The organism is Comamonas aquatilis, from assembly GCF_965139575.1.
Classification (GTDB): domain Bacteria; phylum Pseudomonadota; class Gammaproteobacteria; order Burkholderiales; family Burkholderiaceae_C; genus Comamonas; species Comamonas aquatilis.
The window spans coordinates 24,593-37,007 of record NZ_CBCSIW010000031.1 but is presented as its reverse complement, the minus strand read 5'-3'; the positions used below and the strand labels follow the sequence as shown (position 1 = coordinate 37,007).

The window sequence follows — 12,415 nt, the reverse complement described above, 5'->3', positions numbered from 1 at the left end:
CCGCACCCCTGCCCGCGATGTGCCCCTCGCGCTGTACCAGCAAGTGAAGGAGCATGTGCTGCGCAAGATCAGCGACGGCTCGTTGGCAGCGGGCGAACGCATTCCTTCGGAGCAGGAACTGGTGCAGCAGTTCGGCGTGGCCCGCATGACAGCCAACCGCGCCTTGCGCGAACTGGCCGAGCAAGGCGTGATCATCCGCGTGGCCGGCGTGGGCTCGTTCGTGGCCGAGGAAAAGCCGAAATCCACGCTGCTGCGCATTGCCAATATTGGCGAAGAAATTGCACAGCGCGGCCACGACCACCGCTTCGAGCTCATCAGCATGAACCGCGAATCGGCCTCCCTGGAAGTGGCTGCCGCCCTGGACCTGAGCGTGGGCGCCTCGGTGTTTCATCTGCAAGGCGTGCACTTCGAGAACGAGGTCCCGGTTCAGCTGGAAGATCGATACGTCAATCCGCGCCTAGTGCCGGATTTCATGAAGCAGGATTTCTCGGTGGTTCAGCCCTCGGTCTATCTGGTGCGTAATGTGCAGTACGACCAGATAGAACATGTGGTCGATGCCATGCTGCCCACTGCCGAGCAAGCGCAGTGGCTGCAGATGGCTGCCGACCAGCCCTGTCTGATGCTGACACGCCGCACCTGGCTGCGTGGCACTCCGATTACCTGGGTGCATTGCGTGCATCCGGGCATGCGCTACCGACTCGGTAGCCGGTTCCGCACCGATTCCGTGCACGGCGGCTAAAGCCTGCCCTGTCTTTGATCCTTGCGGATGTTTTGCTTGTTTTCAACTGTATATACAGGTATAGCCATGAACACCACTACTGAAAACTTTCCCTCTTCGCTGGAGCTGCAACCCGGCCAGGTCACGCTGACCCAGCTGCGTGCCATTCAAGGCGGTGGTCTGCAGCTGAGCATGGCCGCCTCGGCCTATGCAGACATGCGGGCGGCACAGGCACATGTGCAACACATCGTGGATGAAGACCAGGTGGTGTATGGCATCAACACCGGGTTTGGCAAGCTGGCTTCGACCAAGATCGCACACGAGCGCCTGGCCGAGCTACAGCGCAATCTGGTGCTGTCGCACAGCGTGGGCACCGGCGAGCCTCTGCCAGACCATGTGGTGCGCCTGGTGTTGGCCACCAAGGCCGTGAGCCTGGCGCGCGGACATTCCGGTGCGCGCTCCGAGCTGGTAGACGCTTTGCTGGCACTGGCCAATGCCGATGTGCTGCCCGTGATCCCCTCCAAGGGCTCGGTAGGCGCCTCCGGCGATCTGGCACCGTTATCGCACCTGGCCTGTGTGCTGATCGGCGAAGGCCAGGCCAAGCTCAATGGCGTAGTGGTCTCGGGTCGCGAAGCCATGAAGCATGTGGGTTTCGAGCCTTTTGTGCTGGGCCCCAAGGAAGGTCTGGCCCTGCTCAACGGCACCCAGGTCTCCACCGCCCTGGCCTTGTCCGGCCTGTTCCAGGCCGAGAGCGTGCTGGCCGCCGGCCTGGTCGCCGGTTGCCTGACGCTGGAAGCGATTCAGGGCTCGGTCAAGCCCTTTGATGCGCGCATCCACGCCGCACGCGGACAGCTGGGTCAGATCGCCGTGGCTGCGGCCGTGCGCGAACTGCTCGACGGCAGCGCCATCGACCCTTCCCACCCCAACTGCGGCCGCGTCCAAGACCCCTATTCCATACGCTGCGTGCCGCAGGTCATGGGTGCCTGCCTGGACAACCTGACGCATGCCGCGCGCGTGCTGGTCATAGAGGCCAATGCCGCTTCGGACAACCCCCTGGTCTTCGATAACGGCGATGTGATCTCGGGCGGCAACTTCCACGCCGAACCTGTGGCTTTTGCGGCCGACATCATTGCCCTGGCGCTGGCCGAGATCGGTGCGATTTCCGAACGCCGCATGGCCTTGCTGCTCGATACCGGTCTGTCGCGCCTGCCCGCCTTCCTGATTGAGGACAGCGGCGTCAACTCGGGCTTCATGATCGCCCAGGTCACGGCGGCCGCCCTAGCGGCAGAAAACCAGTGCCTGGCCCACCCCAGCAGCGTGACCAGCCTGCCCACTTCCGCCAACCAGGAAGACCATGTGTCTATGGCCACCTATGGTGCGCGCCGCCTGGGTGAGATGGCCAAGAACACGGCCGTCATCGTCGGCGTTGAAGCCATGGCCGCAGCCCAGGGCATGGACTTTGATCGCCGCCTCAAGAGCTCGCCGCTGATCGAGGCGCAATATGCACTGATCCGCAGCCAGGTGCCGTATCTGGACAAAGACCGTTTTCTGGCACCCGACATCGAAACCATGCGTCTGTGGGCTTTGAATACGGCCTGGCCGCAAACCCTGCAGCGCATTCTGCCCAGCACAGCGCTGTAAACAGCACTCAAGGAACTTAGAAGCTTCCGGTGAATTGATAGCGCGACGCCGGATGCCACAGGGCCGACACCGAGGCCACCTGGCCTTGCGAGCGCGTGCACCGGCGCAGCACCAGGCAGGGTTCGGTGATTTCCATGCGCAGCAGCTCGGCCACTTCGGGGCCGGGCATGCTGGCTTCTATGGCGTATTGCACCCCCTGCAGCGGGGCCACGCGCGTCAGATAGGCATTGGGCGTCTGGCTGCCGAAATCCTGGGCCATGTAATCAGGTGCCACCGCCGGGTTCACATAGCGGTCCTCCACCTGTATCGGCACATCGTTTTCAAAGTGCACCACCACCGAGTGGAACAGTTGCTGCTGCGCCGCCGTCAACTCGAACTGGCGCAGCAGCGCCGCATCGGCCTTGTAGCGCTCCAGCCGCTGCAACTGGCCCCGATGCTGATGGCCGCGAGCGGAAATCTCATCCGCAATATTGCGCAGTTGCACCAGCGTGGACTGGTATTTCTGCTGCGCCACAAACGTACCCGAGCCCTGCACGCGGTTCAGTGTCTGCTCGTCGCTGAGTTCGCGCAGGGCGCGGTTCACCGTCATGCGTGCCACATTGAATTGCCTGGCCAGAGCCGCCTCGCTGGGAATGGCCTGTCCCTGCTGCCACTGGCCGCTCTGAATTTGTTGCAGCACATGGTCTTTGATGCGCTGAAAGGCCGGTGTTGCCGCGACAACGGCGGTCGTACTTGGGGTGCGAGACATAGGGTTTGTTCTGACAAAAACGCCCGTAAAGATGATTGACGCGAGGCTGAGTAAACCATGAAAATTGGTATAGACAACTTTAGAGCATCAATCAAAAGTTGTATGGATATTTAGCGCAAGCATACCGAGATTGGAGACCGTCCAAATGAGCAATCAATCAACCGCAACGGGGCTGGCGAGCCATGTGGAGACCCGGACCATAGACATGGTTCCGGAGTCGGAACGCCACGGCACGCCGCACAGCCAGATGACGCTCTGGTTCGGCGCCAATCTGCAGATCACCGCCGTGGTCGATGGCGCACTGGCCGTGGTGTTTGGCGCCGAAGCCATGACGGCCATCATCGGCCTGCTGATAGGCAACATCCTGGGCGGCATCGTCATGGCACTGCACTCCGCCCAAGGCCCGCGCCTGGGTCTGCCGCAGATGATCTCCAGCCGGGTGCAGTTCGGCGTCAAAGGTGCAGCCCTGCCGCTGCTGCTGGTAATCCTGATGTATCTGGGTTTTGCCGCCACGGGCACCGTGCTCTCGGGCCAGGCCATCAACCGCATGCTGGGTGTGGAGACGCCCTATGTCGGCATCCTGATCTTCGGTGGCCTGACGGCTTTCGTCGCCGTCGTGGGCTACAAGCTGATTCACACCGTGGGCCGCATCGCCACCGTGATCGGCATCCTGGGCTTTGGCTATCTGGCCTGGCAGCTGTTCCACCAGTACGACGTGGCCACGGCCTTTGGTCAAAAGCCTTTCACCTGGGCCACCTTGCTGCTGAGCATGGCGCTGTCGGCCGGCTGGCAGATGACGTTTGCGCCCTATGTGGCCGACTATTCGCGCTACCTGCCTTCCAACACCTCGGTGTCCTCTTCGTTCTGGAACACCTTCCTGGGCAGCACCATCGGTGCCCAGTTGGCCATGACTTTTGGCGTGCTGGTGGCGGCCCTGGGCGGCAACTTCCTGAAGAACCAGGTCGGCTTCATGGGCGAACTGGCCGGCCCGCTGGCGGTGCTCATCTATCTGGTCATCGTCAGCGGCAAGCTGACGGTGAACTGCCTGAACGCCTATGGCGGCTTCATGAGCATTCTGACCACGGCCAGCGGCTTCAACGCCAAAAAGCAGTTCTCGCCCACCACCCGCGTGGTTTACATCGTCGGCTTTGTGATGCTGTCCATGCTGGTGGCCTTGCTGGCCAGCTCGGACTTCCTGAACAACTTCAAGAACTTCGTGCTGCTGCTGCTGGCCGTGTTCGTGCCATGGAGTGCGGTCAATCTGGTGGACTACTACCTGGTCTCCAAGGAAAAAGTGGACATCCCTGCGCTGTACTCCGCCGAAGGCCGCTACGGCGCCTACAACTGGGTCGCACTGGGCTGCTATGTGATGGGTGTCGTAATTCAGATTCCCTTTCTGAACCAGGCCATGTACAAAGGTCCCATCGCCGTGGCTCTGCATGGTGCCGACATCTCCTGGATCGTGAGCCTGGTGGTGACCTCGCTGGTGTACTACCCGCTGGCCAAGCGCAGCATGAAAGTGCCGACACAGATGATTTACCCGACGGAAACGGCCGCGCCCGCCGCCGCTTCCCGCGCCTCCGAACTCCGTACCTCTCTGGCCTGATCCGCAGGCCGACCACTCCCCCATTCCAACCTGAAGGACATGAACATGAACGCCAACGACGCCATCCTCAGCGCCTCCAAGCAAGATCCACGCTACGACGCCAGCCGCGAAATCCGCGCGCCTCGCGGCACCACGCTGCACTGCAAGAACTGGCTGGCCGAAGCCGCCTACCGCATGATCCAGAACAATCTGGACCCCGATGTGGCCGAGAACCCCAAGGCGCTGGTGGTGTACGGCGGCATCGGCCGCGCGGCCCGCAACTGGGAGTGCTATGACGAAATCCTGGCCCAGCTCAAGAAGCTGGAAGCCGACGAATCGTTGCTGATCCAGTCGGGCAAGCCCGTGGGCGTGTTCAAGACCCACCCCGATGCACCGCGCGTGCTGCTAGCCAACTCCAATCTGGTGCCCAAGTGGGCCACCTGGGAAAAGTTCAACGAACTGGACCAGAAGGGCCTGTTCATGTACGGCCAGATGACGGCCGGCAGCTGGATCTACATCGGCGCCCAAGGCATTGTGCAAGGCACGTTCGAGACCTTTGTCGAAGCCGGCCGCCAGCATTACAACAACGACCTGACCGGCAAGTGGATTCTCACGGCCGGCCTGGGCGGCATGGGCGGCGCACAGCCTCTGGCAGGCGTGCTGGCCGGCGCCTGCGTGCTGGCCATCGAGTGCAAGCAGTCCAGCATCGACTTCCGTCTGCGCACCCGCTATGTGGACAAGCAGGCCAAGGACATCGACGACGCTCTGGCCCTGATCAAGCACCACACCGAAAAGGGTGAAGCCGTCTCCATCGCCCTGCTGGGCAATGCGGCCGAAATCCTGCCCGAGCTGGTCAAACGCGCCAAGGCCGGCGGCATCCGCCCCGACATCGTGACCGACCAGACCTCGGCCCACGACCTGGTCAACGGCTACCTGCCCGTGGGCTGGACCGTGGAGCAATGGAACGCCGCTGCCGCCGACCCCGGCCAGCACCCCACACTGACCAAGGCTGCGGCCAAGGGCTGCGCGGTGCATGTGCAAGCCATGCTGGACTTCCAGGCCATGGGCATTCCCACGGTGGACTACGGCAACAACATCCGCCAGGTGGCACTGGATGAAGGCGTGAAGAACGCTTTCGACTTCCCCGGCTTTGTACCCGCCTACATCCGTCCGCTGTTCTGCGAAGGCAAGGGCCCGTTCCGCTGGGTGGCCCTGTCCGGCGATCCCGAGGACATCTACAAGACCGACGCCAAGATCAAGGAACTGTTCCCCGACAACAAGCACACCCACCGCTGGCTGGACATGGCTCGCGAGCGCATTGCCTTCCAGGGCCTGCCATCGCGCATCTGCTGGCTGGGTCTGGGCGAGCGCCACAAGGCTGCTCTGGCCTTCAATGAAATGGTCAAGAACGGCGAGCTGAAAGCACCTGTCGTGATCGGCCGCGATCACCTGGACTGCGGCTCCGTCGCCAGCCCCAACCGCGAAACCGAAGCCATGAAGGACGGCACCGATGCCGTGTCCGACTGGCCGCTGCTCAACGCTCTGCTGAACACCGCCGGCGGCGCCACCTGGGTCAGCCTGCACCACGGCGGTGGCGTGGGCATGGGCTACTCGCAACATGCTGGCGTGGTCATCGTGGCCGACGGCACCGACGAAGCCGCCGCCCGCCTGAACCGCGTGCTGTGGAACGACCCCGCCACCGGCGTGATGCGCCATGCCGACGCAGGTTACGAGATTGCCGTGGAAGCCTCCAAGCGCCATGGGCTGAACCTGCCGATGGTGAAGTAAGTATCACCCCCTGAGCGGCTTTGCCGCTTACCCCTCTCTCGCTTCGCGGGAGGGGGACGACACCTTCGCTGCGAGGCGGCTCTTGCTCGGTGTCTCTGAGCTAGGCCGCGCCAGTTTTAGGTGGATTGATCTATAGCTCATCTCTACAAACTGCTTTCCATGCAACGTTTTGATCTGAACCAGATTCCCCACAGCCCCTGGAAGAACGGGGGCGGCAGCACGCGCGAGATCGTGTGTTTTCCGCCGGGGGCGGGCATGGACAGTTTTGCCTGGCGCGTCAGCGTGGCGACGATTGCCCAGGCGGGGCCGTTTTCGGCGTTTGCCGGCATTGACCGGCAGATCATGCTGCTCGACGGCGACGGCGTACAGCTGGTCGCGAGCCAGGCCGGCATCCATCACGCGCTGCAGCCACGCTGGCAGCCGTTTGCGTTTTCGGGCGATGTGGCGCTGGACTGCACGCTGCTGGGCGGCACTTCCACCGACTTCAATGTGATGACCCGGCGCGGACAATGGAGTGCCGCAGTGCAAGTCATGGCGACCGAGCACGGCAGCCTGACCCCGGACAGCCCGGCAGGCCTGTGCATGGTGCTGGACGGTAGCTGGAAAGCCGCCGCCGAGACGCTGCTGAAACCCGGCCAAGGCCTGTGGTGGTCGCCATCTCAGCCTCTGCCCGAGACGCTTACTTTGACGCCGCAGCAAACAGGCGCTCATCTGGTATGGGTCAGCCTGACACCATCGCTATAAAAACAAAAGCGCATGGCGCTTGTCAGTATTCAAAATAAAACTCAAACCCTATTGAAACTGAGCAAGATCATGCGCAAGCCGCTATGAAATAACCTTGTTCATGGCGCACCCCTTCCATCGATTGACTCAATACCCCGGAGCGACTCCATGACGCCAGCCATACCTGCCATACCCGAACCTGCAGCCCCCTCTGCCGATGGCCACTGGCACAACCTGCGTCTGGCACCGGGCCTGTTCAAGACCGATGCTGCCGATGCCGCCGTTGCCGACGGCGCGCTGGCCAGCATCGTGGTGCAGCAGGGCCAGGTGGTCTGGGTGGGCGCGCAAGAGGCTCTACCCGCGCAATACCAGGGCTTGCCTGCGCATGACGGAGGCGGCCAGCTGGCCACGCCGGGCCTGATCGACTGCCATACCCATCTGGTCTATGGCGGCGAGCGCGCCAACGAATTTGCCATGCGCCTGGCCGGCGCCAGCTACGAAGAAGTGGCCAAGGCCGGCGGCGGCATTGTCTCCAGCGTCAAGGCCACACGCGCGGCCAGCGAGGACGAGCTGTTGGCCCTGGCCCTGCCGCGCCTGCAGCAGTTGCTGGATGAAGGCGTGACCGCCATCGAGATCAAGTCCGGCTACGGCCTGGCCCTGGAGCATGAACGCAAGCAGCTGCGCGTGGCGCGCCGCCTGGGCCAGCTGTGCGGCGTGACGGTGCGCACCACGTTTCTGGGTGCCCACGCCTTGCCGCCCGAGTATGCGGGCCGCAGTCAGGAATACACCGATCTGGTCAGCAAGGTGATGCTGCCGGCACTGGCCGCCGAAGGGCTGGTCGATGCGGTGGACGTGTTCTGCGAGCGCATCGCTTTTTCGCTGGCCGAGACCGAACAGGTCTTCCAGGCCGCCAAGGCCCTGGGCCTGCCTGTCAAACTACATGCCGAGCAGCTGTCGAACATGGAAGGCGCGGCATTGGCAGCGCAGTACGGCGCCCTGTCTTGCGACCATATCGAGCATTTGTCCGAACGCGGTATTGCCGAAATGAAGGCCGCCGGCACCGTAGCCGTGCTGCTGCCCGGCGCTTTTTATACGCTGCGCGACACCAAAGTGCCGCCGATTGACGCTTTGAGAGCCGCCAAGGTGCCGATGGCCGTTTCTACGGATCACAATCCCGGCACGTCTCCGTGTTTGAGTCTGTTGCTGATGGCCAATATGGCTTGCACGCTGTTTCGCCTGACCGTGCCCGAGGCACTGGCCGGCATCACCACCCATGCGGCGCAGGCCCTGGGTTTGCAGCATGAGCAAGGTCTGATCGCCGCCCAGCGCCCGGCCAACTTCGTGTTGTGGCCGGTGCAGCATGCGGCCGAGCTGGCCTACTGGTTTGGCAGCAAGCCCCGCTGTACCATCGTGCGTCAAGGCAAGATATTTGCACCGGCAAAGGCTTGAGCAGGGAGAAAGCACTAGAAAGGCTTTTATGTCCCGCGAACAATTTCTTGAGCAACTGATTTCCACCCTGGGCGCCGATGTGGCGCAGCGCGGCGCCGAAGTGCCCCAGCGCTTCTGGACCGATTGGAGCGGCACGCCGCCGGTACAGCCCCTGGCCCTGGTGCGCCCACGCAGCACCGAGGACGTGAGCGCGCTGCTGCGTCTGTGCAGCCAGCACCGGGTGGCGGTCGTGCCCCAGGGCGGCCTCACCGGCCTGGCCGGTGCGGCCGTGCCGGCGCAAGATGCGGTGGCGGTTTCTCTGGAGCGTATGAACGCCATCGAAGAGGTAAATGCGCAGACCGGGCTGATGCAGGTGCAGGCCGGCGTCACACTGCAGACCGTGCAGGAAACCGCCGTCAATGCCGGCATGGTGTTCGGCGTGGATCTGGGTGCGCGCGGCAGTTGCCAGATTGGCGGCAATGTCTCCACCAACGCCGGCGGCAACGGCGTGCTGCAGCACGGCATGATGCGCGACCAGGTGCTGGGCCTGGAAGTGGTGCTGGCCGATGGCAGCGTGCTGCCCATGCTGCGCCCCATGATCAAGAACAACACCGGCTACGACCTCAAGCAGTTCTTCATAGGCGCCGAAGGCACGCTGGGCATCGTCACCCGCGTGCTGCTGCGCCTGCGCCCCGCCCCCCAGGCCACGGCAACCACGCTGGTCGCCATGCCCGACTTCGATTCGGCCCTGGCTGTGCTCAAGCGCATGCAATCGCGCTTTGGCAACAGCGTGGCCGCCTATGAGCTGATGTGGGACAGCTTTGTGCAGGCCTCCATGTCCTGGCTCAAGCTCAGCGCGCCTTTCGCCGAGCGCCATCCCCTGCTGGCCTTGATCAATATTGACGGCAAAGATGAAGCCCAGCTGCAGTCCGAAATGCAGGAAGTGCTGGAGCAGGCCATGGAGGCCGGCGAGGTGCTGGACGCCATCGTCGCCCAGTCCGTGGCTCAGGCCCAAACGCTGTGGAAGCTGCGCGAAGCCCCCGCCGAGCTCAACAACCACATGCACCCGGCCATCAACTTTGATGTGAGCCTGCCTCAGGCCGATATAGGCCGTTTTGCCGAGGCCTGCGAGGCCGCATTCACGGCCCGCTGGCCCGGCAAGCATTCCCTGTATTTTGGCCATGTGGGCGACGGCAACCTGCATGTTTCCGTCGATGGCAAGACCGTCAACGGCGAATGCGATGCCGTCGAAGCCGAGCTGTACGGCCTGGTCGCCGCCTTCAAGGGCAGCGTCTCGGCCGAGCACGGCATAGGTCTGCACAAAAAACCGTATCTGTATGCCAGCCGCACGCCCCAGGAGCTGGCCGCCATGCGCGCCATCAAACTGGCGCTCGATCCCTTGTCGCTGATGAACCCCGGAAAGGTGTTCTAGACCATGGATGAATTTTCTGCCGCCTGAGCTTTATCCGCCTTACCGAGAACCATCACCATGACTGCTTCCTCCTCCATTTCGCGCACCTTGTTTGCTGCAGATGCCTTGCTGCCCACGGGATGGGCGCGCAATGTACTGCTGAGCTGGAACCAGAGCGGTCAGCTGATCGAAGTGCTGACCGGTGTGGACCCGCAAAGCGGCGAAGCCGGCGAGGCGGAAGACGCTGCCAAGGCGGCCGGCCCGGTGATTCCCGGCATGCCCAATCTGCATTCGCATGCGTTTCAGCGCGCGTTCGGCGGCTTGACGGAATTTCGCGGTCAGGCGCAGGACAGCTTCTGGAGCTGGCGCAATCTCATGTACGGCTTTGCCAACCGCATGTCGCCCGAGGCACTAGAGGCCATTGCCACCTGGCTTTACCTGGAGATGCTGGAAGCCGGCTACACCTCGGTCTGCGAGTTCCACTACGTGCACCACGACCTAGGCGGCAAGCCCTATGCCGACGACGCCACGCTGTCGCGGGCCCTGCTGCGCGCGGCGCAGAAGACAGGGATTGGCATGACGCTGCTGCCCGTGCTCTACCAGACCAGCGGTTTTGGGGGCAAGCCGCCGCGCGAAGACCAGGCACGCTTTATTCGCAGCACCGACAACATGCTAGCGCTTTTGCAGCAGCTGGCGCCCGCCTGCAAAGCGCAGGATGCCAATCTGGGCTTGGCTCCGCATTCGCTGCGGGCCGTACCGCCGGACAGCCTGCAAGCCGCCGTCGCCGGTCTGCACGCCATGCTGCCCAAGGCACCGGTACATATCCACATTGCCGAGCAGACCCAGGAAGTGGATGACTGCCTGGCCTGGAGCGGCCAACGCCCCGTGCAGTGGCTGATGAACCATGCAGCCGTCGATCAACGCTGGTGCCTGATCCACGCCACGCATATGACGACCGAGGAATACGCCAGCGCCGCCAGAAGCGGTGCCGTGGCCGGCATCTGCCCGACCACCGAGGCCAATCTGGGCGACGGCATTTTTGACATGCCTTTGTGGCTGCAAAATGGAGGCCGCTGGGGCGTGGGCTCCGACAGCCACGCCACGGTGAATGCGGCCGAGGAGCTGCTGATGCTGGAATACAGCCAGCGCCTGGCGCTGCGTCAGCGCAATGTGCTGGGCGGCGGTGCCCAACCCCAGGTGGCCACGGCCATGACTTTGCAGGCCGTCGCCGGTGGTGCCCAGGCTGCGGGCCGCTCCATTGCCGGTCTGGCCGTAGGCCAGCAAGCCGATTTCGTGGTGCTGGATGGCGAGCATGTCGCGCTGGCCGGTCTGCCCGCCGACAGCGGCCATGCCGGCCATGTGTTTGCCAGCCACCGCAGCTCGGCCGTGGCCGAGGTCTGGGTGGGCGGCAAGCAGCGCGTGCAGGCCGGCCGTCACCCGCAGCACGAAACCGCACAACAGGCTTTTGTTCGGGCCCGCAGCCAGTTGCTGCGTAGTGCCTGATCTCCGTGCCTGACCTCCGTATTTGATAGCAAGGAAAATCGCTCCATGAGCCCATCCATCCCCCCCTTTGTTTTTCACCAGGGCACGGCCCCTCTGCTGATTTCCATGCCCCACACCGGCACCCATGTACCGGCCGACATTGCCGCCAAGCTCACGCCTGAAAGCCGCGAGGTGCATGACACGGACTGGCATATGCCCACGCTGTATGCATTTGCCAAACAGCTGGGAGCCTCCATCCTGGTGGCCACGCATTCGCGCTATGTGATCGACCTGAACCGCGACCCCAGCGGCGCCAGCCTCTACCCCGGCCAAAGCGTGACCAGCCTGTGCCCCGTGGACAGCTTTGACGACACGCCGCTGTACGCCAGCAAGGACGCCGAGCCCGACGACGCCGAGATTGCCCGTCGCCGCGAACTCTACTGGCAGCCCTATCACGGCCAGCTGCGCGCCGAGCTGGACCGCATGCACGGCGAGCATGGCGTGGCCATGCTCTGGGATGCGCACAGCATCCGCTCCGTGCTGCCACGCTTTTTCGAAGGCAAGCTGCCCGACATGAACCTAGGCACGGGCAAGGGCAGCAGCTGCAATCTGCCACTGGCCGAAGAGCTGCTGGCAATTGCCCAGCAATCCACCGCGCACACCAGCGTGCTCAACGGCCGCTTTACCGGCGGCTACATCACGCGCAACTACGGCCAGCCCGACAAGGGCTACCACGCCGTGCAGATGGAAATGACCCAGTCCAGCTATATGCAGGAGCAGATGCCGTTTGACTACCTGCCCCAGGTGGCGGCACAGATTCAGCCCACGCTGCAGCGCATGCTGCAAGCCGTGCTGGCATTCGCCAAAACCCAGTCCTCGCAAACGGCCTGA

10 protein-coding genes are annotated in these 12,415 nt (G+C 63.5%); 9 read left to right on the top strand and 1 reads right to left on the bottom strand.

Annotated elements, in window-relative coordinates:
* Together hutC (ACNAZA_RS21455) and hutH are read left to right on the top strand one after the other, a co-directional pair.
* Positions 1-739: histidine utilization repressor (hutC, locus tag ACNAZA_RS21455; protein ID WP_415798526.1), on the top strand; the 739-nt coding region annotated here is incomplete at its 5' end.
* Positions 740-805: 66 nt separating this feature from the next.
* Positions 806-2,359, top strand: a complete 1,554-nt coding sequence (gene hutH / locus ACNAZA_RS21450; RefSeq protein ID WP_415798525.1) for a histidine ammonia-lyase — start codon at positions 806-808, stop codon at positions 2,357-2,359.
* Between the two features lie 16 nt (positions 2,360-2,375).
* Here the strand turns inward: hutH and hutC (ACNAZA_RS21445) are convergent, their stop codons facing one another.
* On the bottom strand, positions 2,376-3,107 hold the full coding sequence (gene hutC / locus ACNAZA_RS21445) for a histidine utilization repressor (RefSeq protein WP_415798524.1): 732 nt from the start codon (positions 3,105-3,107) through the stop codon (positions 2,376-2,378).
* Positions 3,108-3,252: 145 nt separating this feature from the next.
* On the opposite strand from hutC (ACNAZA_RS21445), the gene ACNAZA_RS21440 reads away from it, so the two are divergent.
* The 7 genes from ACNAZA_RS21440 to hutG all read left to right on the top strand — a co-directional run bounded on the left by ACNAZA_RS21440 (position 3,253) and on the right by hutG (position 12,415).
* Entirely contained in the window at positions 3,253-4,713 is a 1,461-nt protein-coding gene (locus ACNAZA_RS21440; protein WP_415798523.1) for a purine-cytosine permease family protein, read from the top strand.
* A 45-nt stretch (positions 4,714-4,758) separates the two neighbouring features.
* Positions 4,759-6,480: a urocanate hydratase gene (hutU, locus tag ACNAZA_RS21435; protein ID WP_415798522.1), complete on the top strand. Its 1,722-nt coding sequence runs from the start codon at positions 4,759-4,761 to the stop codon at positions 6,478-6,480.
* 159 nt (positions 6,481-6,639) lie between these two features.
* Positions 6,640-7,224, top strand: coding sequence for a HutD/Ves family protein (locus tag ACNAZA_RS21430; protein ID WP_415798521.1), 585 nt, complete (start codon positions 6,640-6,642; stop codon positions 7,222-7,224).
* A gap of 147 nt (positions 7,225-7,371) precedes the next feature.
* Positions 7,372-8,652, top strand: coding sequence for an imidazolonepropionase (gene hutI, locus ACNAZA_RS21425; protein ID WP_415798520.1), 1,281 nt, complete (start codon positions 7,372-7,374; stop codon positions 8,650-8,652).
* Between the two features lie 28 nt (positions 8,653-8,680).
* Positions 8,681-10,063, top strand: coding sequence for an FAD-binding oxidoreductase (locus ACNAZA_RS21420; RefSeq protein WP_415798519.1), 1,383 nt, complete (start codon positions 8,681-8,683; stop codon positions 10,061-10,063).
* Between the two features lie 57 nt (positions 10,064-10,120).
* On the top strand, positions 10,121-11,545 hold the full coding sequence (locus ACNAZA_RS21415; RefSeq protein ID WP_415798518.1) for a formimidoylglutamate deiminase: 1,425 nt from the start codon (positions 10,121-10,123) through the stop codon (positions 11,543-11,545).
* A 45-nt stretch (positions 11,546-11,590) separates the two neighbouring features.
* A complete protein-coding gene (gene hutG / locus ACNAZA_RS21410; protein WP_415798517.1) occupies positions 11,591-12,415 on the top strand; it encodes an N-formylglutamate deformylase in 825 nt (274 codons plus the stop codon).

Coding starts and splice junctions, on each gene's coding strand:
- hutC (WP_415798524.1), bottom strand. CDS start 3,107: ATGTCTCGCACCCCAAGTACGACCGCCGTTGTCGCGGCAACACCGGCC.
- ACNAZA_RS21420 (WP_415798519.1), top strand. CDS start 8,681: ATGTCCCGCGAACAATTTCTTGAGCAACTGATTTCCACCCTGGGCGCC.
- hutG (WP_415798517.1), top strand. CDS start 11,591: ATGAGCCCATCCATCCCCCCCTTTGTTTTTCACCAGGGCACGGCCCCT.
- ACNAZA_RS21430 (WP_415798521.1), top strand. CDS start 6,640: ATGCAACGTTTTGATCTGAACCAGATTCCCCACAGCCCCTGGAAGAAC.
- ACNAZA_RS21415 (WP_415798518.1), top strand. CDS start 10,121: ATGACTGCTTCCTCCTCCATTTCGCGCACCTTGTTTGCTGCAGATGCC.
- ACNAZA_RS21440 (WP_415798523.1), top strand. CDS start 3,253: ATGAGCAATCAATCAACCGCAACGGGGCTGGCGAGCCATGTGGAGACC.
- hutU (WP_415798522.1), top strand. CDS start 4,759: ATGAACGCCAACGACGCCATCCTCAGCGCCTCCAAGCAAGATCCACGC.
- hutH (WP_415798525.1), top strand. CDS start 806: ATGAACACCACTACTGAAAACTTTCCCTCTTCGCTGGAGCTGCAACCC.
- hutI (WP_415798520.1), top strand. CDS start 7,372: ATGACGCCAGCCATACCTGCCATACCCGAACCTGCAGCCCCCTCTGCC.